The organism is Luteimonas sp. A611 (assembly GCF_054072715.1).
Window position 1 is genome coordinate 354484 of record NZ_JBSVRP010000002.1, and the last position, 26620, is coordinate 381103.

Genomic DNA, 26620 nt, shown 5'->3' on the forward strand with positions numbered 1-26620 from the left:
CCGCAGCGGCTCCGGCCACGCATCCAGCCGCGCAGGTCCGCGATGCTTGAGCTGCTCATCGTCCTGGTCCTGATCGGCTGCAACGCCTTCTTCGCACTGTCGGAGATGTCGGTGGTCACCTCGCGCAAGGGCCGCCTGCGGCAGATGGCGGCGGGCCACCGCGGCGCGCGCAAGGCGCTGGAGCTGGCCGAGCACCCCGAGCGCTTCCTGTCCACCGTGCAGGTGGGTATCACGCTGATCGGCATCCTCACCGGCATGTTCGGCGGCGACGCCATCGGCGCGACCATCGGCGGCTGGCTCGTGCAGAACGTGCCCGCGCTGGGCAGCTACGCCGGCACCGTTGGCCTCGTCGTGGCGGTGGGACTGATCACCTTCCTCACCATCGTCCTGGGCGAGCTGCTGCCCAAGCGCCTGGCGCTGCTGGCCCCGGAACGGCTGGCGTCCATCATCGCCCTGCCGATGCACGGGCTCTCGCGGATCGCGACGCCCGCCGTCTGGCTGCTGACCACGTCCGTGCGCGCCTTGCTGCGCTTGCTGCGGCTGCACAAGACCGAGGCCGCGCAGGTCACCGAAGAGGAGATCCGCCTGCTGGTGAGCGAAAGCCATGAGCAGGGCGTGATCGACTCGGACGAGCGCAACATGATGAATCGTGTGCTGCGCCTGGGCGACCGCACCGCGGCCAGCCTGATGACGCCGCGCACGCGCATCGCCTGGCTGGACGTCGCCGAGGGCTTCGACGAGAACCTGGCGGTGATGCGCGCCACCCCGTTCTCGCGCTATCCGGTGTACCGCGGCAACGATGCCGACGTGGTCGGCATCCTCGAGGTCAAGTCGCTGATCGACCGCCTGGAGGAGCCCGAGTTCGACCTGTTCAAGTACCTGCGCGAGCCGCTGTTCGTGTCCGAATCGACGCCCGCGCTCAAGGTGCTGGAGATCCTGCGCGAGGAGCAGTACTCGCTGGCGCTGGTGGTGGACGAATACGGCGACGTGGCCGGGCTGGTGACGGTCAACGACGTGCTCGAGGCGGTGATCGGCCGCACCCAGACCGGCGAGGGCGCCGATGCGGTGTCGCAGATCACCACCCGCGACGACGGCTCGCTGCTGGTCGACGGCGGCGCTTCGGTGGAGACGGTGCGCGAACTGATCGGCCTCGGCGCCCTGCCCGGCGAGGAAGATCACGACTACCACACCGCGGCCGGCATGGTGATCGCGCGCTTCGGGCGGATCCCCAACGTGGGCGAGCACTTCGAATGGAGCGGTTGGCGCATCGAGGTGGTCGACCTGGATGGCCCTCGGATCGACAAGCTGCTGTTGCAGCGTGTGGATGCGAGCGACCGTGGACACTGAGGACGCCGCCGCATCCACCGGTCGCGCGGCGTCGGGACCCCTGGGTACGCGGGAACTGTTCGACGCCCTGGCCAGCGGCAACGGCGAAGACCACCTGCGGCTGGAGGACCTGCTGGCCGGGCTGAGCCGGCAGGTGTTCGGGATGCTGCTGTTCGTCTCGACCCTGCCAGCGTTCATCCCGATCCCGGGCGTGGCCGGCGCGATCAGCGGTCCGGCGACGATGCTGGTCGGGGTCCACCTGCTGGTCGGGATGCGCAGGCTGTGGCTGCCGCGTTTCGTCGCCCGCCGCGGCCCACGCCGCGCCACGCTGCAGGGGTTCCAGCGCACGCTCGATCCCTGGCTGACCCGGCTCGAACGCGTGGTCAAGCCGCGCCTGACCGCGGTCATCGAACACCGCGCCGCCTCGATGTTCACCGGCCTGCTGCTGGTGCTGCTGGGCATCCTGCTGGCGCTGCCGATCCCGTTCACCAACTACCTGTTCGGCAGCCTGCTGCTGGTCTACGCCTTCGCCCTGCTCGAGCGCGACGGCGGGCTGATGCTGGTCTGCTGGACCGCAGGCATCGTCGCGATCGTCGTGTTCGGCATCCTCAGCGGCACGCTGGCAGCGGCGGCCACGCAGTGGCTGGGCGGCCTGTTCGCCTGAAGCGACAGGCGGCCGCCCACGCGGTTCGCATCCCGCTGTTCATCCAGGTCCACCAAGGCGCAGCCGCACCGCGTCAGCACATCACTGCGCACGTCGAAGCGAAGTACCCCGGGCCACGAAGCCGCGGGGACGCGCGGGGACATGGCGCAAGCGGCACATGGATGTGCCGCGGCCGCGAGTGCGGACATGGATGTCTGCCCGAGCGGTGCGCCATGTCCCCGCGCGGCGCTGCGGCCCATCCGAAGGGCGTGACCTCACCGCGTCGCACCCTACCCCAGCAGCCGCACGAACTCCGCATTGGCCACCGGGTGGCCGAGCCAGAAACCCTGGGCCATGTCGCAGCCGCGTTCGCGCAGGATGGCGTACTGCCCCTCCTTCTCCACGCCCTCGGCGACAACCTGGATGCCCAGCGAATGGGCCATCGCGATGATCGCGGTGGTGAGCGCGAGGTCGTCCGGATCGCGCAGCACGTCGGCGATGAAGCTGCGGTCGATCTTGACCCCGTCCACCGGCACCCGGCGCAGGTGGCTCAGGCCCGAGAAGCCGGTGCCGAAATCGTCCAGCCAGACCTTCACCCCGGTGTTGCGCAGCCGCGCCAGCACGCTGCTCACGCGCGCCTCGTCGGCGATCACCGCGGTCTCGGTCAGCTCGATGTGCAGGTGCTGCGGCGCGAGCCCGGTCTCACGCAGCACCGCCTCGGTGTGTGCGGCCAGGTCGCCCGCGCGCAGCTGCCGCGGCGACACGTTGACCGACACGAACAGCCCCTGCGCACCGGCCACGGCGCGCTGCCAGCCGCGCGCGTCGATGCACGCCGCGCGCATCACCTGCGGCCCGATGACCTCGATAAGGCCACTCTGCTCGGCCACGTCGACGAACAGCGCGGGCGAGACCTGGCCGTGCTCCGGATGCCGCCAGCGCAGCAGCGCTTCGGCGCCGACCAGCTTGCCGTCCGACAGCCGGTACAGCGGCTGGTACGCCAGGCTCAGCTCGCCGCGCTCCCACGCGCCGCGCAGGTCTTGCTCCATGCGCACGCGCCGCTCGACCGCCTGGTCCATCACCCGGCTGTAGAAGCGGTAGCAGCTCTTGCCGGCGACCTTGGCCTGGTACATGGCGATGTCGCCGTTCTTCAACAGCGACGGCACGTCTGTCGCGTCGTCCGGGAACAGCGCGATGCCGATCGAGATGCCCAGGAACACCGGGCGCCCGCGCACCGGGATAGACCGGCCCAGCTCGGCCACCAGCACGTCGGCCAGGTGCCCGGCGCGCTCGCGGATATCGCTGCCCGGCTCGCCCTGCAGCAGGATCACGAACTCGTCGCCGCCAAAGCGCGACAGTTCCGCACCGGGGCCGCCGTGCGCGTCGATGACCTCGCCGATGCGGCCGGCGAACTGCATCAGCACTTCGTCGCCGGCATCATGGCCGATCGTGTCGTTGACGCGCTTGAAGTCGTCGATGTCGGTGAACAGCAGCGCCAGCTGCCGCGCCGCGCCATTGCTCTCGGCCACGCGCTGGTCGAGCATCTCGCGGAACGCCAGCCGGTTCGACAGCCCGGTCAACGCATCGGTGTAGGCCATGCGGCGGATATCGCGGTCATGCCGCGCGATGCTGTCGCGCATGTGCGTGAACGCACGCACCAGCTCGCCGATCTCGTCGGCACGGCGGGTGACCGGCACGACCGCCGCGAAATCGCCCGCCTCGATCCCGCGTGCGGCGTCGGCCAGCTGCCGGATCGGCGAGACCAGCTTGCGCTGCACGACCAGGCCGATCGCCGCCAGCAACGCGACCAGGCCGGCGAGCAGCAGCCCGAGCCACAGCAGCTGGCCACGGCTGACCTCGCCCAGGCGCCCCGACATGATGCCGCCGATCTGGCGCTCGTCGGCCTTCACCGCCTCCAGCGAATAGCCCACCCGTACGCCACCCAGGCGCTGGTCGCCCATCCGGATCGGCGCGGCGACGTCGAGCAACTGCTCGCCGGTCTGCACGTGGGGGCCGTTGATCGACAGCACCTCGTAGGCGAAGGGATCGGACATCGCCTGGCCATAGGTCGAGATGTCCGGGCTGCCGTCGTGGATCACCTGGCCTTCGTTGTCGTAGACGATGACGTAGGCCACGTCCGGCTGGCGCAGCACGTTGCCCAGCGCCGAACCGATCGCCTCCAGGTCGAAGTAGTACAGCGGATTGACCAGCGAGTCGGCCAGCTGCACCACCTGCGCCCGGCCCTGCGACAGCAGGCGCCGCGAAGAAAAATCGTCGATCGCCTGCAGGCCCAGCGTCTGCACCTCGCCGTGCAGCTCGTTCTGCCGCTGCAGCACCAGCGCCACCAGCAACAGCGTTGCCAGCAGCACGAAGGCACCGAGCAGCGCGAACCGGGCCTGCAGGCCGAAGCGCGGCTTGTTCACTCGACCTCCCGGACCACGCGCGCCACGCCCAGGCGCAGGCGTCGCAACCCGGCCGCGATGTCATCGTCGATTGGCGCGAAGCGCGTGGTCTTGAAGAACCGCAGCAGCGCCTCGTCCGCGTCCGGATCGGCGGCGGCGCCGAGCAGCACTTCGCGCAGCCGCTCGCGCACCCTCGGATCGAGATCGCCGCGCACCATCTCCAGCGCGCGCGGGAATTCGCCGGTCTCGCGCACGATGCGGAAGTCGCGGCGGTACGAGGGCGGCACCCGCTGCGGATTGACCCAGTCCAGGTTGCTCATCGCGCCGGCATCGACCAGGCCCTTGTGCACCCAGGCCGACACATTGAGTTCGGAACGCCCGAACACGTAACCGACCGAATCCGCGCCGGGCCGGTCCATCGGCGAAAGCAGGACCTCCAGGCGCAGGCCGATCCCGAGCAGTTCGTCCGCCGGCACGTAGTAGGCGCTGGTGGAGGAGCGGTTCTGGAACGCGATGCTGTGGCCGCGCAGGTCGGCCAGTTCGCGCACCGGGCTGTCGTTGCGGACGAAGAAGATCGTCCGGTAGCGGTCCACGCCGTCGCGTTCGGTCATCAGCAGGGGCAGCGCCCCGGCGCGGTCGGCCAGCACCATCGCGGTGCCGGCGGTTTCGGTCACCCAGTCGACGCGGCCCCGGCGCATGTAGCTCTGCATCTGCTGCACATCGCGCGCCATCAGCACGCGCCCCTCGCGGATGCCGACGTCGGCCATGCGCGGCACCACGTAGTCGAGCAGCGGCTTGAGCTGCTCGTAGTGGGCCTTGGGGTCGTCGCTGATGCGTCCAAGCACAAGCACGCCATCGTCGGCCAGCGCCGGCGCCAGGGAGGCGAACCAGAGCACCAGCAGAAGCAGGAGGCGATGGGAACCGGCTGGAGACGCAGGCAAGGGACGGTTCCGGATTCGGCTCGGGCACGGGTACCGCGGCGAGCCTAGCCGAAAACCGCCTTCGCCGGTAGCGACTGTTCGCGCTGCGCACGGGTTTGCGATGCGGATGGCCGGGTCATCGCGGGACATTCGATGTCCTGCCGTGGCCCCGCACACGGTGGGCGACCGCAGCAACGGCCTCGCAACGGCTCAGCCGTTGCGTTCGCCCGCCAGCCGCGCCATGCGCTGGGCGTCGGCCAGCACGCCGCGCAGCAGGCGCACGTCGCGATCGTCGAGGCGGCTGCGCAGGAAGATCCGGCGCAGCTTGCGCATCGCCGACTGCGGCGCGCGACCCTTGTGGAAATCGATCGCATCCAGGGTGTCGCCAAGCTGCGCGAAGAATCCCTCGAGTTCCGCGTGGCTCGCCGGCAGGTCGCCATCGGCGGCCACTGCGGGCAGCGGCGCCTGCGTGGCCCCGCGCAACCCGAGCATTGCAATGCGCAATTCGTACGACAGCACCTGCACCGCCGCGGCGAGGTTGAGCGAGCTGTACACCGGATCGGCCGGGATGTGCACCGCCGCATGGCAGAGCTGCAGCTCGGTGTTGTCCAGGCCGGTACGCTCCCGGCCGAACACCAGGGCCGCCGCGGTGCCGCCGCCGGCCGCGCCCAGCAAGCGCGCGGCGGCATCGGCCGGCAGCAGTTCGTCGAGCGCCACGCGCCGGCTGCGCGCGGTGCAGCCCAGCACCAGGCGACAGTCGGCCACTGCCTCGGCGAGGCTCGATACCCGTGTCGCGGCTTCAAGCACGTCGTCGGCGCCGGCCGCCATCGCCGACGCATCGGCGTGGGGAAACCGTTCGGGCGCCACCAGCACCAGCCGGCCCAGCCCCATCGTCTTCATCGCGCGCGCCGCCGCTCCGATGTTGCCGGGATGCTGGGTGCCGACCAGGACGATGCGGATGTGGTCGGCCGCGTGCAGGAATTCGCTCATGGCGCGGATGGTAAACTGCGCGCCCGGCCCTCGCGCCGGTCCGCTCTTTCCACCCGCCGCCCGCCGCGCCCCCACGGAGTTCCCCCCGATGCTTGCCCCCGCCGTCAATGTCATGGTCAAGGCCGCGCGCGCCGGGGGCAACGTGCTGCTGCGCCACATGCACCGCCTGGACGCGCTGAACGTGGTGGAAAAGGACCGCATGGACTACGCCAGCGAAGTGGACGGGCTGGCCGAGGAAGCGATCATCAAGGAACTGCGCCGGGCCAATCCGGACTACGCCATCCTCGGCGAGGAAGGCGGCGCGCAGAAGGGCAACCGTGGCCCCAGCCGCTATACCTGGGTCATCGATCCGCTCGACGGCACCAGCAACTACCTGCACGGCATTCCGCACTGGTGCGTGTCGCTGGCGCTGTGCGAAGGCCCGGAGCCGCTGCACGCGGTGGTGTTCGACCCGCTGCGCAACGAGCTGTTCACCGCCAGTCGCGGCGGCGGCGCCCAGCTCAACGAGAAGCGCATCCGGGTGTCCGAGCGCAGGGACCTGTCCGGCGCGATGCTGGCAACCGGCTTCGCGCCGCGCGAGCGCAAGCGCATCGGCGCGCAGCTGGACTGCCTGAAGCTGCTGATGGCCGAAGCCGAGGACGTGCGCCGCACCGGTTCGGCCGCGCTCGACCTGGCCTGGGTCGCAGCCGGCCGCTGCGACGCCTACTTCGAGGGCGGCGTGCAGGCCTGGGACGTCGCCGCCGGCGTGCTGCTGGTGCGCGAGGCAGGCGGCCGCGTGGCCGACTTCCGCGGCGCCGCGACGGCGCCGATGCATATCCCGGGCGCGGCGACCGGCCGGCAACTGCTGGCCGGCAACGTCAAGGTGACCGACGCGCTGCAGAAAGCCATCGTGGCGTCGGGATACGCGGCAGCGTTCGACTGATCTTCGACTGGGGCGTTGCGTCCCCACTTGGGCGAGCGGCACAGGTTGCGGCGGGGCGCCGGGGCAGAAAGGAGTTCTTTCGTGTGCGTGGAGCCTGCCATGGTGCGGAGGCGGACTCCCGCCTTCGGCCGGGGGGTCGTCCCAGGCCGGGGATTACTCCTCGGCTCGGTCAGCCATCCATGGCTGACTCGCCGCCGCAGCGCATCCATGCGCTGCTCTCCGCAACCCCCGCCCCGGAACGCCCATCGCCCAGTCACTGGCATGGCTCCGACAAGCTGCCCATCGAAGCGTCGCAGCCCCAATCCTAGTGAGCCGTGCACTGGCGACCGGGGATCGCGACAAGCAAAACATGGATGTTTTGCGCGCGAGTCAGGGCAGGATGCCCTGACCGAGCGAAAAGCGACCCCGGTCGACAGGGCGCGGCGTCCACCCGAAGACGGGGGCCCCATTTGAACAGCCTCCAACTCCATCGTGAGAACAGGCAAAGAAAAGGCCGCGCATTGCGCGGCCTTTTCGCATGGATCAGGGCGTGACCGCCCCCGTCATGGCCGGCGTGCCAGTGCCTCTTCGTCGCGGGCCTTTGGCAGCAGGTCCTGCTTGCTCACGCGCAGCACGCCGAAGGTGAGCAGCGGGCAGGCGACCAGGATCGAGGATGCCGTGCCGATCACGATGCCGATCATCATCGCCTCGGACATGCCCGCCAGCGAGCCGCCGCCGTACACGTACAGCGCCAGCACGGTCAGGAACGCCACCACCGAGGTGATGATCGTGCGCGAGAGTGTCTGGTTGATCGAGGCGTTGAGCACCGCCAGCGGTTCGGCGCGCATGCCGCGGAAGTTCTCGCGCACGCGGTCGAAGACCACGATGGTGTCGTTGATCGAGAAGCCCATCACCGTCAGCAGGCCGGCCAGCAGGGTGAGGTCGAACTCACGCCCGGCCAGCGAGAACCAGCCGGCGACAATCAGCAGGTCGCCCAGCGTGGTGACGATGGCCGAGACCGCGAACTTCCATTCGAACCGGAACCCGATGTAGATCAGGAACCCGAGCACCACGAACACGATCGCGTAGACGCCCTTCTTCGCCAGGTCCTGTCCGACCTGGGGACCGACGTAGGAGCGGCCCTTGATCGTGGCGGGATTGTCCTCGGTGCCCGCAGACCTCAGCACGTCGTCGGCGGTGCGGTTGATCGCCTCGGCATCGCTGCCCCCGTCCTTGGGCTGCAGACGGATCATCAGGTCGCTGGCCGTGCCCATGGTCTGCACCTGCGCGCCCGGGTAGCCGGCGGCCTCGAGCCGCTCGCGCACCGCGTCCACGTCGGCAGGCTTCTCGAACACCAGCTCCACCGAGGTGCCGCCGGTGAAGTCCAACCCGAAGTTGAAGCTGTTGACCGCGATCTGCACGATCGAGGCGACCATCAACACCAGCATGAAGCCGACCGTGACATGCCGCCACCGCATGAAATCGATGTGGGTGACGGCCGGGATGAGTTTCAACGGGAAAAGAGCCATGTGTCTTCCAGTGTGTCGAGCGATCAGATCGCGATCGACTTGAGTTTGCGCCTGCCGCCATAGAGCAGCGTGGCGACGCCGCGCGAGACGGTGACCGCGGTGAACACGGAGGTCAGGATGCCGATCACCATCGTCACCGCGAAGCCGCGCAGCGGCCCGGTGCCGAAGGCATACAGCGCCACGCCCGCCAGCAGCGCGGTCATGTTGGAGTCGAAGATCGTGCCCGACGCCTTTTCATAGCCGGTGGCGATCGCCGTGCGTGGCGGCAGGCCCGCGCGCAACTCCTCGCGGATACGTTCGTTGATCAGCACGTTGGCGTCCACCGACATGCCGATCGACAGCGCCAGGCCGGCGAAGCCCGGCAGGGTCATGGTCGCGCCGAACAGCGACATCACCGCCACCACCATCAGCAGGTTGAGCAGCAGCGCCACGCAGGTGATCAGGCCGAACATGCGGTAGTACAGCGCGAAGAACACCAGGGTGAACATGAACGCGTACAGCACCGCCTGGGTGCCGCGTGCGACGTTCTCTGCGCCCAGGCTCGGCCCGATCACGCCTTCCTCGACGAAGTCCATCGGCGCGGCCAGCGCGCCGGCCTTGAGCTGCTTGGCCAGCGCCGCGGCTTCTTCGCGGCTCAGGCCGGTGGTCTGGAAATCCTTGCCGAACACGCCGCGGATCGTCGACGAGCTGATCACGCGCTCCTCGGTGCGTGCCGAACGCACTTCCTCGCCGTTGACCACGGTGACCGTCGGGATGCGCTCGACGTAGACGATGCCGAGGCGATTGCCGACGTTTTCCAGCGTGTGGTCGAGCATGCGCTTGCCGCCGGCGGCGTTGAGCGTGATCGACACCGCCGGCAGGCCGGTCTGGGCATCGACCTGCGGCTGCGCGTTGACCAGCTCGTCGCCCGACACCAGCAGCCGCCGCGACAGCAGCAGCGGCTGGCCGTTCTGGTCGTGGTAGATGCGCGAGCCGGCCGGTACGTTGTTGTCGGCCAGCGCGGCTGCGGCCTGCGCCTCGTCGCCGGTGACGGCGCGGAACTCCAGGGTCGCGGTCGCGCCGATCAGGCGCTTGGCCTCGGCGGTGTCCTGCAGCCCCGGCAGCTGGATCACCAGGCGATCCTCGCCCTGGCGCTGCAGCGACGGCTCGGCCACGCCGATGGCATTGATGCGGTTGGCGATGACGTTGCGGTTCTGCTCGATGGCATCGGTGGCGATGCGGCCGAGTTCGGCGTCCGACAGCCGCACGCTGATGCGGTTGCCGTCGACGGAAATGGTCGGGGCACCCGTGCCCAGCGCCGCGCCGCCCAGCCCGCCCATCGCGGTGACGATCGCTCCGCGCGCGCGCGCCGCATCCGCGGCATTGGCCAGGGTGACCTGGATGGTGCCGTCCGGCCGGCGGTCGGCGCCGGTGTAGCCGATGCGCGCCTCGCGCAGCGTGGTGCGGATCGTGTCGGCGTAGCCGTCCAGGCGCTTTTCCAGCGCAGCCTTCTGGTCGACCTGCATCATGAAGTGCACGCCACCCTGCAGGTCCAGGCCCAGCGACATGGGCCGCCCGCCAAGGCTTTCCAGCCATGCCGGCGTGGTCGGGACCAGGTTGAGTGCGGCCGAGAAATCCTGACCCAGCGCGGGGCGCAGCACGTCGGATGCGCGGGTCTGGGTCGGCGCATCGGGCAGCCTGATCAGGACCTGGTCGCCTTCAAGGGTGACCGAGCGCGGCGTGATGCCGGCCTCGGACAGCAGCCCTTCCACCCGCTGCACCAGCGCCTCGTCGACGACCGCACCCGGGCGGTTCTTCGTGACCTGCACCGACGGATCCTTCTGGTAGAGGTTCGGCAACGCATAGAGCGTGCTGAACAGCACCACGATCACGATGAGGGCATATTTCCAGCGGGGAAATTCGAGCATTGCGGGTATCGCCTGGCGAAAGGGGGCGCACCCCCGGGGGTCGGCCCCCGACACGGTCGGGGAGCCGATGCGGCATTACGCCGTCCGCGGACCGGCCGCGGTGGTGGTTCGCGGCCTCAGGCCGACTTGAGCGTGCCCTTGGGCAGCACGTTGCCCACCGCGCCACGCTGCACGCGGATCTCGACGCGATCGGCGATCTCGACGGTCACGAAGCTCTCGCCCAGCGCGCGTACCACGCCGGCGATGCCGCCGCTGGTGATCACCTCGTCGCCGACGGCGAGCTTCTCGACCATCGCGCGATGCTCTTTCTGCTTCTTCATCTGCGGGCGGATCATCAGGAAGTACATGACCGCGAACAGGACCAGGAAGGGAAGCACGGCGCCCATCAGGCCGGGACCGGTGGAGGCAGCGGCGGCTTGGGCGTGGGCCGGGGCAATGAGCAGGTCGAGCAGGTTCATGGTGGGATCCGTCGAAAAACAGCGGCCAATTATGCCACGGCGCCGCCGCTGGCCGGCGCCGTGGCCTGCGCGGGCAGGCCGCGCAGCGGGGACCGGCCCGGTCTGGACCGGAACGGGGGTGGCGGCAGCTGCTGCGGCGGCGTGGCCAGCTCGCCCCGGGGGGCGCGGCGTGGACCGTCAGCGCGGCTGGCGCAGCGCGTGGAAGGACTCGCGGAAGGCGGCAAAGGTTCCCGCGGCAATCGCCGCGCGCATGTCGGCCATGAGCTTCTGGTAGTGCCACAGGTTGTGCAGGGTGCCCAGGATCGGCCCCAGCATCTCGTTGCAGCGGTCGAGGTGGCGCAGGTAGGCGCGGCTGTAGCCGCCGGCGCAGGCCACGCAGCCGCAGCCTTCCTCGATCGGGCGCAGGTCGCGCTCGTACTTCGCGTTGCGCACCCGAACCACGCCGGTGGAAGTGAAATAATGGCCGTTGCGCGCGTTGCGGGTGGGCATCACGCAGTCGAACATGTCCACGCCGCGCGCGACCGCCTCGACCAGGTCCTCGGGCCGCCCCACGCCCATCAGGTAGCGCGGGCGGTCGGCCGGCAGCTGCGGCGCGGTGTGCTCGAGCATGGCATTGCGCTCGTCCTCGGTCTCGCCCACCGCCAGGCCACCGATGGCGTAGCCGTCGAAGCCGATCGCCTTGAGACCCTCCGCCGAGCGGGTACGCAGGTCCTGGTGCACGCCGCCCTGGACGATGCCGAACAGCGCGGCGTCGTTGCCCTCGTGCGCGCGCCTGGAGCGCTCGGCCCAGCGCAGCGACAGCTCCATCGAGCGCTCGACCACGCGCATGTCGACCGGCTTGCCGTCCACCTGCACCGGCGGGCACTCGTCGAAGATCATCACGATGTCGCTGCCCAGCACCTTCTGGATGTGCATCGATTCCTCGGGGCCAAGGAACACCTTGGAGCCGTCGGTGGGCGCGGCGAAGGTCACGCCGGCCTCGGTGATCTTGCGTCGATGCGCCAGCGAGAACACCTGGAAGCCGCCCGAATCGGTGAGGATCGGCCCGTCCCAGCGCGCGAAACCGTGCAGCCCGCCGTGCGCCTGGATCACCTCCAGGCCGGGCCGCAGGTACAGGTGGAAGGTGTTGCCCAGGATGATCTGCGCGCCGGTGTCGCGCACCTGCCCCGGCAGCATGCCCTTGACCGTGCCATAGGTGCCGACCGGCATGAACGCGGGCGTCTCCACCACCCCGCGCGGGAACGTAAGGCGCCCGCGGCGCGCGGCGCCGTCGGTGGTGATCAGCTCGAAGTGCATGCGGGACATGGGGTCAGGGGTCGGTGAGCGGAGTTGGAATTGGGATCGGGTCGGGTTGGAAACGTGACACTACGGAAACCGCACCAGCCCGTCGTCGGCCAGCCGCAGGCCCAGCATCGTGCCCGGCGCCTGCGCCAGGTCCGCGGGCAGGTCGGCCTCGACCATCTCGCCACCGCCCAGGCGCAGCAGCGCCACCCGCCCCGGCCCGCGGAACGAGATCGTCACCACTTCGGCCTGGATCGTCCCGGCCGGATCCGGCAGCAGCAGGTCCGGTCGCAGCAGCACGCGTCCACCGCCGGCCAGGCCCAGCGCAGCCGCGGGCAGCACGCAGCCGCGTCCGATGAAGCTGGCCACGAAGGGGTCGCGCGGATGCGCGTACAGCGTCGCCGCATCGGCCCACTGCAGGATCCGGCCCTGGTCCATCACTCCGATCGCGTCGGCCATGGCGAAGGCCTCGGCCTGGTCGTGGGTCACCAGCAGCGCGGTGGTGCCGGTACGGCGCAGGATCACGCGCAGCTCGGCGGCGAGGTGTTCGCGGGTGTCGATGTCGAGGTTGGAAAACGGCTCGTCGAGCAACAGCAGCGAGGGCGATGGCGCCAGCGCGCGCGCCAGCGCCACGCGCTGCTGCTGGCCGCCGGACAGCTCGTGCGGCCAGGCGCCGGCGCGGTCGGGCAGGCCGACCAGCTCAAGAACCTCGGCCACGCGTGCCTCGCGCTCGCGGCGCGGCTGGCGCGACAGGCCGAAGCCGACGTTGCGCGCCACGTCCAGGTGCGGGAACAGCGCGTAGTCCTGGAACATCATCCCCACGCCGCGCCGCTCCGGCGGCAGCATCTGCGTGGTCGAGGACAGCAGCTGGCCGTCCAGCATCAACGAGCCGGCCTGCAGCGGCTCGAAGCCGGCAATCGCGCGCAGCACGGTGGTCTTGCCGCAGCCCGACGCGCCGAGCAGGCAGCCGACCTCGCCCCGGGCCAGCGCCAGCGACAGCCCGTCGACCACCACGCGCGGGCCGGCCGGGGTGGGATAGGACACGCGGATGTCGCGCAGCTCGAGCATCGTTGCGCTCATCGCACCGTCACCTCGCGCCCGTAGGCCAGGCCGGTGCGCGCCAGCAGGATCACCGGCAGCAATCCGGCCAGCACGATCAGCAGCGCGGCCACCGCACCGTCCTCGTAGGCGCCGCGGGCCGCGTCCGCGTACAGCCACGTGGCCAGCGTCTCGAAATTCAGCGGCCGCAGCAGCAGGGTCGCCGGCAGCTCCTTCATCGCATCGACGAACACCAGCAGCGCGGCCGCGGCCAGCGCCGGGCGCAGCAGCGGCAGGTGGACGCGCCGCAGCATGGCGCCGGGCGCGTGGCCCAGACCGCGCGCGGCCTGGTCGAGCGAGACCGGGATGCGCGCCAGCCCGGCCTCGGCGCCGCCGGCGGCGATGATCGCAAAGCGCAGCACATAGGCCAGCACCAGCGCCGACACCGAACCCATCAGCAGCATCCGCGGCGTGCCCCCGAACCACTGCAGCGCCAGGTTGGCGCCGTCGTCGAACCATGCCAGCGGCACCAGCAGTCCGATCGCCAGCACCGTTCCCGGCACTGCATAGCCGAGGCTGCCCAGGCGCAGTGCGGTCGCGGCCAGGCGCGGCGCGCGGCGCGCCTGCGCAAGCCGCAGGGCCCAGGCCAGCACCAGCCCGGCGACCACGGTGAGTACGGTGGCCAGTGCGGCCACGCGCAGCGTGTTCCAGGCGCTCGTCCACAGCATCGGCGACACGCCCGCGTCCTGCTCCAGCCGCTGCCAGGTTTCCACGAACAGGTAGGCGGTGGGCGCGACAAAACCCACCAGCACCGGCAGCAGCGCCAGCGCCAGTGCAAGCCAGGCCGCGCCGCCGTGCAGGCGCTGGCGCTGCATCGGCCGCGGCCGCAGCGTGCTGGCATAGCGCTGGTGCCGGCGGCCATACCGCTCCAGCGCGATCAGCAGCACCACCAGCAGCAGCATCGCCAGCGCGATCTGCGCCGCGCCGGGCAGGTCGCTGCGGGTGATCCAGGTGGTGTAGACCGAGACCGTGAGCGTCTGCACGCCGAGGAATTCCGAGGCGCCGATATCGTTGAGCGTCTCCAGCAGCGCCAGCGCCGCGCCCACCGCGATCGCCGGCCTCGCCAGCGGCAGCGCCACGCGAGTGAACAGCGCCACGCGTCCGGAGCCAAGCGTGCGCGCAGCCTCGAGCAGGCTCGCGGCCTGGGTCATGAACATCGCGCGCGTGGTCATGTACACATAGGGATACAGCACGAAGCCCAGCAGCACGATGCAGCCGACCAGGCCGCGGATGTCGGGCAGGCGGAAATCGCGCGGGCTGTCGAAGCCGAGCAGCGCGCGCACGGCGCCCTGCACCGGCCCCAGCGGATGCAGCAGATCGAGGTAGGCGTAGGCGACGATGTAGGTCGGCACCGCCAGCGGCAACAGCAGCGCCCAGGCCATGGTGGCGCGGCCCGGGAACTCGTAGGCGGTCACCAGCCACGCCGCGCCGGTGCCGATCGACACCACCAGCACGCCCACGCCCAGCAGCAGCAGCAAGGTGTTCCAGGCCGCGCGCGGCAGCACGTTGGCCGCGATGTGCGACCACAGCCCGTCGCTGCCCTGCACCGCCGTCCATGCCAGCGCCAGCAGCGGCAGCACGACCACCGTCGCGATGAGCAGCGCGGCCAGCAGCCAGCCGTCCAGGCGCGGCCACGACCGCGATGCGGCCGGCGGCGTCGCGGTGACAAGGGCGGTCATCGCGTTCTCACGCATGGCGCCGGACCAGGCGCATCGGTCAGTTGTCGAATCCAACCCGGTCCACCAGCTCGCTGGCCTGCTTGCGGTGCCTGGCGACCTCGGTGAGCGGCAGCGCGTCGATCTTCATCTGCCCGAAGCTGGCCACCACCGGATCGAGTTCAACGCCGGCCTTGACCGGATATTCGTAGTTCGCCTTCGCGTACAGGCTCTGCGCCTCGTCGGACACCAGGTACTCGAGCAATGTCACCGCGTTGTCGCGGTTGGGCGCGTGCAGCGCGACGGCCGCGCCGCTGATGTTGACGTGGGTCCCACCGTCGGCGGCGCTGGCGAAGGTCGGGCGGATCACCTGGATCGCCTCGCCCCACTGGTGCTGCTCGCTGCCCGGGTCGGCGTTCTTCATGCGGCCCACGTAGTAGGCGTTGGCGATGCCGATGTCGCAGATGCCGGCGAGGATGTCGCGGGCCACGTCGCGGTCGCCGCCTGCGGCCTTGCGCGCGAGGTTGGCCTTGACGCCCTGCAGCCAGGCTTCGGTCTTCTCGACCCCGGCGTGCGCGATCATCGCCGCGATCAGGCTGGTGTTGTAGGGATGCTGGCCCGAGCGGATGCACACGCGCCCCTTCCACTGCGGGTCGGCCAGCTGCTCGTAGGTGAAGCTCTCGAGCTGCAGGTCCTTGTCGGCGTAGAGGATGCGGTCGCGCAGCGACAGCGCGAACCACTGGCCATCCTCGCCGCGCAGGTGCGCGGGCACCGCGTCGGCCAGCACCTGCGATTGCACGGCCTGGGTCTGGCCGTTGCCGACCAGGTCGAGCAGGTTGCCGGTATCGACGGTCATCAGCACGTCGGCCGGCGAACGCTGCCCTTCCGCGCGCACGCGCTCGAGCAGGCCGTCGCGCACGAACACGGTGTTGACCTTGATGCCCGAGGAGGCGGTGAAGGCATCGAGCAGCGGCTGGATCAGGCCAGGCTCGCGGGTGGTGTAGAGGTTGACCTCGCCGGCGGCGGCCGGCGCGGCGTCCGCGCCCGGTTCCGTCGCGGGCGCCGGGGTTTCGCGCTGGCCGCAGGCGGCCAGCAGGACCAGGGCCGCAAGAGCGGGTACGCGCGCGGCGTGGGCAAGACGCATGGTCGACTCCTTGGATCGTGGGGCGGGCGGCGCTGGCCGCATCCGGAATGAGAATTGTACTCATCCGCGTCCACGCAGGCACGCGGTGCCGGTGGAACGCGGGGTCCTGCACGCAGGCTCAGGCCCGGAATGCATCCCCGAGCAGCAGCATCGCGTCGCCATAGGAGAAGAACCGATAGCGCGCGCGCACCGCGTGCGCGTAGGCAGCCAGGATCCGCTCGCGCCCGGTGAAGGCCGAGACCAGCATCAGCAGGGTCGATTCGGGCAGGTGGAAGTTGGTCAGCAGCGCATCCACGCTGCGGATGCGGTAGCCGGGGAAGATGAAGATGCTGGTTTCGCCCGAGTGCGGATGCAGCTCGCCATCAACCGACGCGCTCTCCAGCGCGCGCACCACGGTGGTGCCCACCGCGATCACGCGGCCGCCGGCCTCGCGCGTGCGCCGCACCTGCGCGACCAGCCCGGCGCCGACGTTGATCCACTCGCTGTGCATGGCGTGGTGGCGCAGGTCGTCGACCCGCACCGGCTGGAAGGTGCCCGCGCCCACGTGCAGGGTGACGTGGCCCGATTCGATCCCGCGGTCCCGCAGGTCGGCCAGAAGCGCATCGTCGAAATGCAGGCCGGCAGTGGGCGCGGCGACCGCGCCGACCTCGCGCGCGAACACGGTCTGGTAGCGCTCGGCGTCGTCGCGGCCGGGTTCGCGGCGGATGTAGGGCGGCAGCGGTAGGCGCCCGGCGCCGAGCAGCCAGGATTCAAGCGCGCCTTCGACTTCGAACTGCAGGTGGTAGAAACCGCCATCGCGATCCAGCACTTCGGCCATGCCGCCCGCATCCAGCACGATCCGCGAACCGGGCCTGGGCGCCTTGCTGGCGCCCAGCTGCGCGCGCGCCTTGTTGTCTGGCAGCAGGCGCTCGATCAGGATCTCGACCCGGCCGCCGGTCTCCTTCTGCCCGAACAGCCGCGCCGGGATCACGCGGGTGTCGTTGAACACCAGCAGGTCGCCGGGGCGCAGCCACTCGCCCAACTGACGCACCTGCGCATCCACCAGCGCTGCGTCGCCCGCCGGCACCACCAGCATGCGGCTGGCCGAACGCTCGGCCAGCGGTTCCTGCGCGATCAGTTCGGGCGGCAGGGGGTAGTGGAAGTCGGACTTCTTCATCGGGGAATTGTAGGGGGTGGAAGCGCGGCTGCCGGGAGGAGATCCCTCACTGCGTTCGGGATGACAATCCCTGGAACTGTGCACACCGCCTGTCATCCCGAATGCAACGCCTGCCATCGAACGCAACGCCTGTCATCTCGAAACGCAGTGAGAGATCTCACGCCGTGCCGCCGCGGCCTGCCCCACCCCACGGCTTGCTCCGCAAGCGGCTCCCACTCCCCGAAGCCGTCACCTTTCAAACTTGGTCGACAGGATCACCGCCGACGTCGTGCGCTCCACGCCGTCGATCGCGCCGATGCGGTCGGTCAGCTCGTCCATGTCCACCACCGTCGGCACCACGCCCATCGCCACCAGGTCGTGCGCACCGCTCACCGAATGCAGGCTGCGCACCTGCGGCATGTCGTGCAGGGCCTGCACCACCGCCGGCATCTGCTTGGGCAGCACGGTGATCAGGATGTGGGCGCGGATGTGTCCGCGCTCGACCTCCTCGTTGACCCGCACCGTGTAGCCGCGGATCACGCCCTCGCGCTCGAGCCGCTCGATCCGGCTCTGCACCGTGGTGCGCGACAGGCCTAGCTGGCGCGCGATCTGCGCCGTTGAGGCCCGGGCGTTCTCGCGCAGGGCGGACAACAGGAGCGCATCGGCCGGGGTGATCTTCATGATGTGCGCAAACCCTTCGTCGATTCGCCGAAATCATACGGAATTCTGCGCAGATCCACCCTGTCATGCGCCGAAGGGATCGAGATAATAGAAGCCAGAGCGCCGTTTCGACGCCGCCCCACCCGCCCGGCACGCGACCGTGCCGCGGCCCGCTCCCTGGAGAAGCCGATGTCCATGACCGCTGCCCTCGCCCCCCTGCGCGCCCACGGCGGCCAGCGCCGCACCACCGGCCTGGACGATGCCACCGTCGAGCGCCTGGCCGCCGCGCATCCCGAGCTGCGCGAAGCCATCGACGCCGCCGCCGCCGAACACGCACGGATCGCAGCGGAGTTCGCCGACCTGCTGGAGCTGGACGAATCCGCCCAGATCGAGGCGGTGCAGGCCGGCTACGTCAATTTCTACTCCATCGACGCGGTGAACCCCTATGTCGCGCTGACCGCGCGCGGGCCGTGGGTCGTCACGCTCAAGGGCGCCGTGGTCCACGACTCGGGCGGATACGGCATGCTCGGCTTCGGCCACGCGCCCAAGGCGGTGCTCGAGGCGATGGCCAAGCCGCAGGCCATGGCCAACGTGATGACGCCGAACCTGTCGCAGCTGCGCCTGGAGCGCGCGCTACGCCGCGAGATCGGCCACAGCGCCGGGGGCTGCCCGTTCTCGCACTTTCTGTGCCTGAACTCGGGCTCCGAAGCGGTCGGCCTGGCCGCGCGCATCGCCGACGTCAATACCAGGCTGATGACCGACCCGGGTGCGCGCCACGCAGGCAAGACGATCAAGCGCATCGTGGTCAAGGGCAGCTTCCACGGCCGCACCGAGCGCCCCGCGCTGTACTCGGATTCCTCGCGCAAGGCTTATATGCAGCACCTGGCCAGCTTCCGTGGCGAGGATTCGCTGATCGCGATCGAACCCTACGACGCCGACGCGCTACGCCGCGCCTTCGCCGACGCGGACGCCAACGGCTGGTTCGTCGAGGCGGTGTTCCTGGAGCCGGTGATGGGCGAAGGCGACCCCGGCCGCGCCCTGCCGCGTGCTTTCTACGACGCGGCGCGCGAACTCACCGCCGCGCACGGCACGCTGCTGCTGGTCGACTCGATCCAGGCCGGCCTGCGCGCGCATGGCGTTCTGTCGATCGTCGACTACCCCGGCTTCGAAGGCTGCGCGGCGCCGGACATGGAAACCTATTCCAAGGCGCTCAACGCCGGCCAGTACCCGCTGTCGGTGCTGGCGGTGACGCAGGCCACCGCGAAGCTCTATCGCAGCGGCGTGTACGGCAACACCATGACCACCAACCCGCGCGCGCTCGATGTCGCCTGCGCGGTGCTGGACGCGATCACGCCGGAGCTGCGCGCCAACATCCGCGAGCGCGGGCGTGAGGCTGTCGTCAGGCTAGAAGTGTTGAAGAGCGAACTCGGCGGCCTGGTGACCGGCGTGCAGGGCACCGGCCTGCTGTTTTCCTGCGAGCTTGCGCCGCAGTTCAAGTGCTACGGCGCGGGCTCGACCGAGGAGTGGCTGCGCGAGCACGGCATCGGCGTGATCCACGGCGGCGCCAACTCGCTGCGCTTCACCCCGCGCTTCGAGACCACCTCCGACGAGCTCGAACTGCTGGTGGCGATGGTCGGCAAGGCCCTGCGCGAAGGCCCGCGGCAGAAGGCGTTGGAAGCGGCCTGACGCGCGCTGCGCGCGCGCCAGGAAACCGCTCCAGCGCCTCGCGCACCAGCACTTTCGCCTCGGCCGCGTCACCAAAGCCGTCCAGCTCCACTGCCCCACGCCCCTCCGGCAGATCCTTGTAGACGCGGAAGAACGCCTCGATGCGCGCGCGCTCGGCCGCAGGCAGCTCGCCGATGTCGCGCACGTCCGCGTAGCTCGGGTCGACCGCGTCGACCGGCACGCCGATGATCTTGTCGTCCTGCTCGCCGTCGTCGCGCATGCGCAGCACCCCGATCGGACGGAACCGCACCAGCACGCCCGGGTGCAGCGGCGCGCGCGTCAGCACCAGCGCATCGAGCGGATCGCCGTCGCCGGCCAGGCTGCGCGGGATCGAGCCGTAGTTGGCCGGATACGCCACCGGCATCGACACGAACCGGTCCACGTACACCAGCCCGTCCGCCCCGATCTCGTACTTGGTCGCGCTGCCGGCCGGAATCTCCACCGCCAGCAGCACTTCCTCCGGCGCGGCCGCGGGCTGCACCGCATGGAACGGATGCAGCACCGCATCGCGCGCCGACAGCGGCAGCACGCAGGCGGCGAGCAGCAGCGCAACCAGCATCCGTTGCTTCATCACGCCTGCGCTCCCGGCGTTCATTCCCAGCACCGATCCGCACGGCCGCGCAGGGTCTGCGCGCGCAGGCAGCGGCGTTCGTCGATGCGTCCTTCCACCTGCTCCTCGATGCGCTTGCCGGCCGCGCCTTGATCGACCAGGGTAAACGCGTCGTACAGCCGCCCGGTGACCGTGCGCGCCTCGTACGACAACCGACCGTCCTGCAGCCGCAGCACCTGGAACAGCTGCGTGTCCTCGGCCACCGGCGACATGGTGGCGCGCGCCTGCTCGGAGACCCGGTACTGCTTTGGCCCGGCAACGGAGACCACGTACTGCGGCGTGGCTGCCTTCGCACTGCCGCCACCGCGGCGGCCGTAGGTGTGGTCGTGGCCCTGCAATACCAGGTCGACGCGATGCCTCTCGACCACCGGCTGCAGGTGGCGCCGCAGCGCGCGGTTGTCGCGCCCCGCGCGCGGCGAGTGGAACGGCTGGTGCACCAGCACGATGCTCCAGCGATGTGGATTGGCGGCCAGCACGGTGTCCAGCCACGCAGCCTGCGCGGGACCTGCGTCGAGGTCGAGTGTCGAGGTGCCGTCGAGCACGGCAAAGCGGATGCCCTGGTAGTCGAACCAGTACGTGGTCGCTTGCACGCCGGCCGCGCCGTTGCCCGGCAGCGCGAAATGCAGCTGCCACGGATCGCCCAGCACGCGCCGCTCGCGCGGGGTGTCCTCGAACTCCTCGAAGAACTCGTGGTTGCCCGGCGCCGGCGCCAGCAGCATCGTGGCCGACTGCGGCAGCGTCGCATCGAACCACTCGCCCCACTCGTCATCGTCGACGGCCTCGCTGACCAGGTCGCCGGCGAACAGCGCCAGGTCCGCGCGCGGCGCATGGCGCAGCGCCTCGTGCATCACCCGCGTCACCAGGCTGGCGTTGCGGTTCTGGGTGTCGCCGAAGTACAGGAACTCCAGCGGCGTGCCGGCCGGCGCGGCGGTGCGCAGCTGCCGCCACGGGCTCCAGGTGCCCTCGCCCTGCACGCGCCAGGCGTACAGGGTGCCGGCCTGCAGCCCATCGACCGCGACGCGGTGGTGATGGGCCGGGCCGTTGCCCGCATCCAGCGTGCGCGTCTGCGCACGTAGCCGCCTGGGCGGCATGTCGCCGTCCCACTGGTCGGGCGAATCCTTTGCCGTGGTGATCTCGAGCAGCGGTGCTTCGACGCCCACGCCGGTGCGCCAGCTCACGGCGAACCCGGTCGATGCATCCTGCGCGGGCACCGCGATGATGCGGTCCGGAAACACCGACGGCGCGTAACGCACCACGCCCGCCGGCACCAGCGTGTTCGCCTCGACCTCGCGCGCGGGCGCCTCGGCCAGTCCGGCCGATGCCGGCACCAGCAGCAGCGCCGACAGCAGGACGCGCATGCCACGGGATCGCAGCACCTCAGCGCACCTCGCAGGCCGGCAGTGACAGCGCAGCGGCAATCTCGCGCCAGTCGATCGCCACCATGCCCTGGTCGTCGTGCACCGCGTACAGCACGCCCTGCGGGAAGCGCGCCGTCGCCGCCTGGTGCAGCCAGATGCCGTCGGTATTGGCCACCGTCGCCCCGGCCACCGCGCCGGCGTGTTCCAGCGTCCGCCGGTCGAACAGGTGGAACACGGTGCGATCCTTGCCCTGCTCGGTGGTGATCCACCAGCCGCTGCCATCGCCGCATTGCCTGAGCACGATGCCCTCGGCCTGCGCCTGCAGGAACCGCGCGCCGATGGTCTGGCCGCTGAACCTGCCTTCCAGGTCGTAGACCTTGAACTCGTTGGCGTAGGTCTCGTCCTCTTCGGCCACCAGCAGGCGGCCGTGGTCCGGGTCGCCCCACAGCGATTCCACCACGCGCAGGGCGCCCTTGGGCGAGGTATCGCCGAACGCGCCGACATGGCGCGCGCGCAGACCATCGCCGTCGGCTGCGAGCGCGAAGCGCTGCACGCGGCGGTCGAGTCCGGCAAGCGGCGGCAGGATGTCTTCGCCCTGCGCGTCCTCGCCGGCCATGTAGGCATCGGTGACATAAACCTCGTAGCCACCGTCCAGCTTGTTGATCCACAGCCCGTACGGCAGCTGCAGCACGTCTGCGCCGAACTCGGCCACGTGTTGCATGCCCGGGAGGCGCAGCACCTGTACGCGACGGTTGTCGCGCTCGACCACGAAGGCCAGGTCGTCGACCACGGCGATGCCGTTGGGCCGGTCGAACTGGCCAGAGCCCGCACCACGCACGCCCACGTGACGGACGAGGGCGCCGGTCGCGCCGTCGTACAGCACCAGCCGGTGCGTGGATTTGGCCGTGGCCAGCACCAGCACGCTGCCATCGGGTGCGGTCCAGCTGGCCACCGAATCGATGTTGTCGTCGGGCGTCATCGGCGTGGCGAAGGCTTCGGGCACGCGCGCCGCTTCGGTGGCGGGCTGCGCGCGGACGGCTTCGCGGGCGCGGTCGGCGCGGTCCTCGCTGTCCTGCGTCGGCGTGGCGATCGGGGCGGCGCCGCCGCTGCACGCGGCCAGCGCAAGCGCGAGGGCTGCAGTCGCAGGTGCCTGCCAGCGGCCGCGGCGCATCTTCATTTCCTGATCCATATGCACCTCAGAAGTTGACCTTGACGCCGAGCGAATAACTGCGCCCGTACAGCTCGTTCTGCAGGGTGAAGTCGCGCGAGCCCTGGTACAGCTCCAGCGGTTCATCAAGCAGGTTGGAGGCCTCGAAGTACACGCTCCAGCCCGCACCCAGCCTGTAGTCCATGCTGAAATCAAGCTGGGTATTGGGCGCGACCCACAGGTCATAGCGCGCGTCGTCGCCGATCTCGTCCAGGTATTCGCTGCGGTGCACCGCGGCCAGGCGGGTGCTGATGCGGTCGTTCTCCCAGCCCACGTGCGCGCTGTACAGGCGGTCGGAGGCGTTGGGCAGCGAGTAGCTGGCGCCGCCCACGGAGTACTCGGTGTCGAGCCAGGTGCCGCTGAGCCCCACCAGCAGCCCGCTCCACGCACCCGGCAGGAAGTCGAGCTTCTGCTGCCAGTTGAGCTCGACGCCGAACACGTCGGCATCGTCGCCGTTCACGGGCCTGGTCACCTCGTAACCGGGGAACGCGGGATCGTCCTGGGTCCAGACGTCGACGATGTAGCCGTCGATCGACTTGTGGAAGATACCCGCCGAGAAGATGCCCGAATCACCGATGTAGCGCTCGAACGAAAGATCGAAGTTCAGTGACTCGTAGGGATCGAGCTGCGGGTTGCCCAGCTCCACTTCCTCGTCGTCGCGGTTGATGCTCACGCGCGGGGAGATGTCTCCGAAACTCGGGCGGGCGATGGTCTTGGTGACCGCGCCGCGCAGCACCCAGTCACCGTCGGTGTCGTAGCGCAGGTGCAGGCCCGGCAGCACGCTGGTGTAGGAACTCGACGCCGCGCTGCGGCTGGCAGTGAGTGCGCCATCCTCGTCCAGGTCGAGCATCCAGCCGCTGGCCTCGAACTGCGTGCGCTCCACGCGCGCGCCAGCGATCAGGCGCAGGTTGCCGAAGTCCATCGTCGCCATCAGGTAGCCGGCCAGCACGTCCTCGCTGGCGCTGTAGTCCTCGACCAGCGAGATCATGCTGTTCTCGGCCACGTCCTGCGGGCGGTCCGAGAACTCGCCCTGGTGAGTGGCCAGCCAGCGCCGCATGGCGTCGGACGAGAGGCCGTCGCCGAGATGGCCGTGGCGGTACGAGGGCGTGCCCGTGGTCCAGTCCGCCAGGTCTACGTCGGGGCCGCGCCGGTACTCGGCCTCGTCCACGTTGACGTCGCGATCGCGCCAGCGACCGAGGAAGCCCGCCTTCCATGTCACGCTGTCGCCCATGCGCGTGAAATCGAGCTTCGCGCTCAGCGACTCGTCGTCGACCTGCTTGGGCGCCACCACCAGGCGGTCGAGGCCATAGTTGGCGTTGCGCAGCCAGGCGTCGCCACCGGCCGGGTCGATCACGTCGAACGAAGGAAGGCTGCCGGGGCCGACCCGGATCGCCATGTCGTCCTCGCCCAGGTACTCGAAGCGCATCTCGACCTCGTCGTCCACGCGCTCGCGCACCTTGGTCCAGCCGAGCTGGTAGTCCAGCTGCGAGTTGCCGATGCGGTTCATGCCGCCGGCGCTGGCGGTGAAGGTGTCCTCGGCCTTGGTGCGGTAGCGCAGGCGGCGGCTGAAATCGTCGGCGGAAATCTCTTCCACCGTCCAGCTGTCGCTGTCGTAGCCGGCGATGTCGCCTTCGCCGACCGGGATGATCTGGTTCTGACGGGTTTCGGCGTCGGTGAAGTCGGTGTACAGCGTGCGCAGGTAGTAGTGGTTGTCCTTGTCGGGTCGCCAGTCGAGGTTGAGGTTGAGGCCGGTGCGCTCGCGGTTGATCGAGTACTTGCGCTGCTGGATCTCGACCGGCGTCAAGCGGTCGCCGGTGACCTCCTCGAACTGGTCGCCGTATTCGACCTCGATGTTGTCCGACTCATAGTCGCGATCCTGCCAGCTCAGGCCAAGCGCCACGCCGAACGTGTCGTTGTAGACCTCGCTGAAGTTGAACGCGGCCTTGGGGCTCGTCTCGCCGCTCAGGTTCTGGTGGCTGGCCTCGAGCTTGGCGCGCATGTTGCGGCCCCTGCGGTCGAAGGCCGAAGCCGATTCGACCAGGATCGCGCCGCCCAGCGAGTCGCCGGGCATGTCCGGGGTCGGCGCCTTGATCACGGTGAGCCGCTCGGTGGACTCGGACGGGATCACGTCCAGCGGCGCGGCGCGGCTGCTGTCCTCCGGCGTGCCCATGCCGATGCCGTCGACCACGACCGAATTCTGCGCGGCGTCGAGGCCGCGGATCACCACGTAGCGGCCCTCGCCCTGGTCGCGGGTGACGCTGATGCCAGGCAGGCGCGAGAGCGATTCGCCCACGTTCTGGTCGGGGTACTGGCCCATCGAATCGGACGAGATGCCGTCCTGGATGGCGTCGGCGCTGCGCTTGCTGTCGATCGCGCGCGCCTGCGATTCGTACTGCGCACGCACCACCACGGCATCGAGGTCGACGGCGGCTGGCCCGGGCATCTGGGGCGCGGCATCCTGCGCCATTGCGGGGACGGAACCAGCCAGCGCAAACGCGATGGCGAGACGGAGGGGATGGCGACGCGGCATGGGGATCCGGAAAGTGTGAATACCGGGTGCGCAAGCTATGTCGTTCGCGTTGCAGGGCGATGACAGCGCCCGCGCCGCGCTACCGGCGGCGTCGCGATTCGGTCACACTCGTGACATGAAGACGATGGAAGTCCGCCACCCGCTGGTACAGCACAAGATCGGCCTGTTGCGCGATGCTTCGCTCAGCACCAAGGCCTTCCGCGAGCTGGTCACCGAACTGGGCACGCTGCTGGCCTACGAGGCCACCGCCGACCTGGAAACCGAGCCCGCCACGACGCAGGGCTGGGCCGGCGAGGTGAGCGTGCGCCGCATCGCCGGCGCCAAGATCACCCTGGTGCCAATCCTGCGCGCGGGCCTGGGCATGCTGCCTGGCGTGCTGGCGCTGATCCCCGCTGCGAAAGTCAGCGTGGTCGGCCTGCAGCGCGACGAGAAGACGCTGCAGCCGGCCACCTATTTCGAGCGGCTGACCGGCCGCCTGGATGAACGCGACGCATTGATCCTCGACCCGATGCTGGCCACCGGCGGCACCCTGATCGCCACCATCGACATGCTCAAGCGCGCCGGCGCGCGCCGGATCCGCGGCATCTTCCTGGTCGCCGCGCCGGAAGGCCTGCGCGCGCTCGAAGCAGCGCACCCGGATGTCGCGGTCTACACCGCCTCCATCGACCAGCGCCTCGACGAGAAGGGCTACATCCTGCCCGGCCTGGGCGACGCCGGCGATCGCATCTTCGGCACGCGCGTGGACTGAAGTGGCACGGACGCGGATTCCGTGTCGCGTCCCGCACCGCGGTGCCCGGCTCTGCCATTCCGAGCCAAGGCGACGCTGAAAAATTGTCATTTCGAGCGTAGCGAGAAATCTAGCTTCTGATTTTCGGAGGGTCGCGTGCTTCGAATTGACGCCGCGCCCTGTCGACCGGGGATCGCTTTTCGCTCGGTCAGGGCATCCTGCCCTGACTCGCGCGCAAAACATCCATGTTTTGCTCTCCGCGACCCCCGGTCGCCAAGGCACGGCTCGCTGCGTTTGGTGCTGCGATGCTCCGGGTGGAGCTTTTTTTTCGAAGCCACGCCAATGACTCGACGATGGTCGTCCCGGGGTGGGGGTTGCGTAGAGCAGCGCATGGATGCGCTGCGGCGGCGAGTCAGC

At 70.0% G+C, this 26620-nt stretch carries 20 protein-coding genes and 1 pseudogene; 5 read left to right on the plus strand and 16 right to left on the minus strand.

Annotated elements, in window-relative coordinates; all coding sequences use genetic code 11:
• The first annotated feature begins 42 nt into the window (after positions 1-42).
• Together ACW5EG_RS11920 and ACW5EG_RS11925 are read left to right on the plus strand one after the other, a co-directional pair.
• A complete protein-coding gene (locus ACW5EG_RS11920; RefSeq protein WP_457018765.1) occupies positions 43-1347 on the plus strand; it encodes a hemolysin family protein in 1305 nt (434 codons plus the stop codon).
• Entirely contained in the window at positions 1337-1990 is a 654-nt protein-coding gene (locus tag ACW5EG_RS11925) for an exopolysaccharide biosynthesis protein (protein ID WP_457018764.1), read from the plus strand. The genes ACW5EG_RS11920 and ACW5EG_RS11925 overlap by 11 nt, the downstream gene beginning before the upstream one ends.
• A 269-nt stretch (positions 1991-2259) precedes the next feature.
• On the opposite strand, the gene ACW5EG_RS11930 is transcribed toward ACW5EG_RS11925, so the two are convergent.
• The 3 genes from ACW5EG_RS11930 to ACW5EG_RS11940 all read right to left on the minus strand — a co-directional run bounded on the left by ACW5EG_RS11930 (position 2260) and on the right by ACW5EG_RS11940 (position 6278).
• Positions 2260-4389 (minus strand): putative bifunctional diguanylate cyclase/phosphodiesterase, encoded by a 2130-nt coding sequence (locus ACW5EG_RS11930; protein WP_457018763.1) that lies wholly within the window; start codon positions 4387-4389, stop codon positions 2260-2262.
• The gene (locus tag ACW5EG_RS11935; RefSeq protein WP_457018762.1) at positions 4386-5309 is read right to left on the minus strand and encodes a phosphate/phosphite/phosphonate ABC transporter substrate-binding protein; all 924 of its coding nucleotides are present in this window, start codon (positions 5307-5309) and stop codon (positions 4386-4388) included. Before ACW5EG_RS11935 ends, ACW5EG_RS11930 begins: the two co-directional genes overlap by 4 nt.
• 189 nt (positions 5310-5498) lie before the next feature.
• Positions 5499-6278: an RNA methyltransferase gene (locus ACW5EG_RS11940; protein ID WP_457018761.1), complete on the minus strand. Its 780-nt coding sequence runs from the start codon at positions 6276-6278 to the stop codon at positions 5499-5501.
• Positions 6279-6366: 88 nt separating this feature from the next.
• On the opposite strand from ACW5EG_RS11940, the gene ACW5EG_RS11945 reads away from it, so the two are divergent.
• Positions 6367-7200: an inositol monophosphatase family protein gene (locus ACW5EG_RS11945; RefSeq protein ID WP_457018760.1), complete on the plus strand. Its 834-nt coding sequence runs from the start codon at positions 6367-6369 to the stop codon at positions 7198-7200.
• 542 nt (positions 7201-7742) lie between these two features.
• On the opposite strand, the gene secF is transcribed toward ACW5EG_RS11945, so the two are convergent.
• The 9 genes from secF to ACW5EG_RS11990 form a co-directional block, all read right to left on the minus strand.
• Positions 7743-8708, minus strand: a complete 966-nt coding sequence (gene secF, locus ACW5EG_RS11950; protein WP_457018759.1) for a protein translocase subunit SecF — start codon at positions 8706-8708, stop codon at positions 7743-7745.
• Between the two features lie 23 nt (positions 8709-8731).
• Positions 8732-10615 carry a protein translocase subunit SecD gene (gene secD, locus ACW5EG_RS11955; protein WP_457018758.1) on the minus strand — a complete coding sequence of 628 codons (1884 nt, stop codon included), beginning with the start codon at positions 10613-10615 and terminating at the stop codon, positions 8732-8734.
• 116 nt (positions 10616-10731) lie between these two features.
• A complete protein-coding gene (gene yajC / locus ACW5EG_RS11960) occupies positions 10732-11073 on the minus strand; it encodes a preprotein translocase subunit YajC (protein ID WP_457018757.1) in 342 nt (113 codons plus the stop codon).
• A gap of 177 nt (positions 11074-11250) precedes the next feature.
• On the minus strand, positions 11251-12378 hold the full coding sequence (tgt, locus tag ACW5EG_RS11965) for a tRNA guanosine(34) transglycosylase Tgt (protein WP_457021583.1): 1128 nt from the start codon (positions 12376-12378) through the stop codon (positions 11251-11253).
• Positions 12379-12438: 60 nt separating this feature from the next.
• A complete protein-coding gene (locus ACW5EG_RS11970) occupies positions 12439-13434 on the minus strand; it encodes an ABC transporter ATP-binding protein (protein WP_457018755.1) in 996 nt (331 codons plus the stop codon).
• Positions 13431-15131 carry an ABC transporter permease gene (locus tag ACW5EG_RS11975; RefSeq protein WP_457021585.1) on the minus strand — a complete coding sequence of 567 codons (1701 nt, stop codon included), beginning with the start codon at positions 15129-15131 and terminating at the stop codon, positions 13431-13433. The genes ACW5EG_RS11970 and ACW5EG_RS11975 overlap by 4 nt, the downstream gene beginning before the upstream one ends.
• A gap of 37 nt (positions 15132-15168) precedes the next feature.
• Positions 15169-16251: a Fe(3+) ABC transporter substrate-binding protein gene (locus ACW5EG_RS11980; RefSeq protein WP_457018753.1), complete on the minus strand. Its 1083-nt coding sequence runs from the start codon at positions 16249-16251 to the stop codon at positions 15169-15171.
• Positions 16252-16369: 118 nt separating this feature from the next.
• The gene (queA, locus tag ACW5EG_RS11985) at positions 16370-17407 is read right to left on the minus strand and encodes a tRNA preQ1(34) S-adenosylmethionine ribosyltransferase-isomerase QueA (RefSeq protein ID WP_457021587.1); all 1038 of its coding nucleotides are present in this window, start codon (positions 17405-17407) and stop codon (positions 16370-16372) included.
• Positions 17408-17635: 228 nt separating this feature from the next.
• A complete protein-coding gene (locus tag ACW5EG_RS11990) occupies positions 17636-18067 on the minus strand; it encodes an Lrp/AsnC family transcriptional regulator (protein ID WP_457021589.1) in 432 nt (143 codons plus the stop codon).
• A 168-nt stretch (positions 18068-18235) separates the two neighbouring features.
• Between ACW5EG_RS11990 and ACW5EG_RS11995 the strand changes: the two genes are divergently transcribed.
• Positions 18236-19732 carry an aminotransferase class III-fold pyridoxal phosphate-dependent enzyme gene (locus ACW5EG_RS11995; protein WP_457021591.1) on the plus strand — a complete coding sequence of 499 codons (1497 nt, stop codon included), beginning with the start codon at positions 18236-18238 and terminating at the stop codon, positions 19730-19732.
• 22 nt (positions 19733-19754) lie between these two features.
• Here the strand turns inward: ACW5EG_RS11995 and ACW5EG_RS12000 are convergent.
• From ACW5EG_RS12000 to ACW5EG_RS12015, 4 genes and pseudogenes are all read right to left on the minus strand, one after another.
• Positions 19755-20330: pseudogene (locus ACW5EG_RS12000) on the minus strand (inorganic diphosphatase); the annotation flags it as partial.
• Positions 20331-20362: 32 nt separating this feature from the next.
• Positions 20363-21739, minus strand: a complete 1377-nt coding sequence (locus ACW5EG_RS12005) for a metallophosphoesterase (RefSeq protein WP_457018865.1) — start codon at positions 21737-21739, stop codon at positions 20363-20365.
• A 19-nt stretch (positions 21740-21758) separates the two neighbouring features.
• The gene (locus ACW5EG_RS12010) at positions 21759-22916 is read right to left on the minus strand and encodes a phytase (protein WP_457021593.1); all 1158 of its coding nucleotides are present in this window, start codon (positions 22914-22916) and stop codon (positions 21759-21761) included.
• Between the two features lie 19 nt (positions 22917-22935).
• Positions 22936-25476, minus strand: a complete 2541-nt coding sequence (locus tag ACW5EG_RS12015; protein WP_457018747.1) for a TonB-dependent receptor — start codon at positions 25474-25476, stop codon at positions 22936-22938.
• 115 nt (positions 25477-25591) lie between these two features.
• Here ACW5EG_RS12015 and upp point away from each other — a divergent pair, with 115 nt between their 5' ends.
• A complete protein-coding gene (upp, locus tag ACW5EG_RS12020; RefSeq protein WP_457018746.1) occupies positions 25592-26224 on the plus strand; it encodes a uracil phosphoribosyltransferase in 633 nt (210 codons plus the stop codon).
• Positions 26225-26620: the final 396 nt, after the last annotated feature.

Bases quoted from the DNA above. Each gene is read 5' to 3' on its own strand.
- ACW5EG_RS11920 (WP_457018765.1), top strand. From the start codon at position 43: ATGCTTGAGCTGCTCATCGTCCTGGTCCTGATCGGCTGCAACGCCTTC.
- ACW5EG_RS11940 (WP_457018761.1), bottom strand. From the start codon at position 6,278: ATGAGCGAATTCCTGCACGCGGCCGACCACATCCGCATCGTCCTGGTC.
- ACW5EG_RS11945 (WP_457018760.1), top strand. From the start codon at position 6,367: ATGCTTGCCCCCGCCGTCAATGTCATGGTCAAGGCCGCGCGCGCCGGG.
- secF (WP_457018759.1), bottom strand. From the start codon at position 8,708: ATGGCTCTTTTCCCGTTGAAACTCATCCCGGCCGTCACCCACATCGAT.
- secD (WP_457018758.1), bottom strand. From the start codon at position 10,615: ATGCTCGAATTTCCCCGCTGGAAATATGCCCTCATCGTGATCGTGGTG.
- yajC (WP_457018757.1), bottom strand. From the start codon at position 11,073: ATGAACCTGCTCGACCTGCTCATTGCCCCGGCCCACGCCCAAGCCGCC.
- tgt (WP_457021583.1), bottom strand. From the start codon at position 12,378: ATGTCCCGCATGCACTTCGAGCTGATCACCACCGACGGCGCCGCGCGC.
- ACW5EG_RS11970 (WP_457018755.1), bottom strand. From the start codon at position 13,434: ATGAGCGCAACGATGCTCGAGCTGCGCGACATCCGCGTGTCCTATCCC.
- ACW5EG_RS11975 (WP_457021585.1), bottom strand. From the start codon at position 15,131: ATGACCGCCCTTGTCACCGCGACGCCGCCGGCCGCATCGCGGTCGTGG.
- ACW5EG_RS11980 (WP_457018753.1), bottom strand. From the start codon at position 16,251: ATGCGTCTTGCCCACGCCGCGCGCGTACCCGCTCTTGCGGCCCTGGTC.
- queA (WP_457021587.1), bottom strand. From the start codon at position 17,407: ATGAAGAAGTCCGACTTCCACTACCCCCTGCCGCCCGAACTGATCGCG.
- ACW5EG_RS11990 (WP_457021589.1), bottom strand. From the start codon at position 18,067: ATGAAGATCACCCCGGCCGATGCGCTCCTGTTGTCCGCCCTGCGCGAG.
- ACW5EG_RS11995 (WP_457021591.1), top strand. From the start codon at position 18,236: ATGTCCATGACCGCTGCCCTCGCCCCCCTGCGCGCCCACGGCGGCCAG.
- ACW5EG_RS12005 (WP_457018865.1), bottom strand. From the start codon at position 21,739: ATGCGCGTCCTGCTGTCGGCGCTGCTGCTGGTGCCGGCATCGGCCGGA.
- ACW5EG_RS12010 (WP_457021593.1), bottom strand. From the start codon at position 22,916: ATGAAGATGCGCCGCGGCCGCTGGCAGGCACCTGCGACTGCAGCCCTC.
- ACW5EG_RS12015 (WP_457018747.1), bottom strand. From the start codon at position 25,476: ATGCCGCGTCGCCATCCCCTCCGTCTCGCCATCGCGTTTGCGCTGGCT.
- upp (WP_457018746.1), top strand. From the start codon at position 25,592: ATGAAGACGATGGAAGTCCGCCACCCGCTGGTACAGCACAAGATCGGC.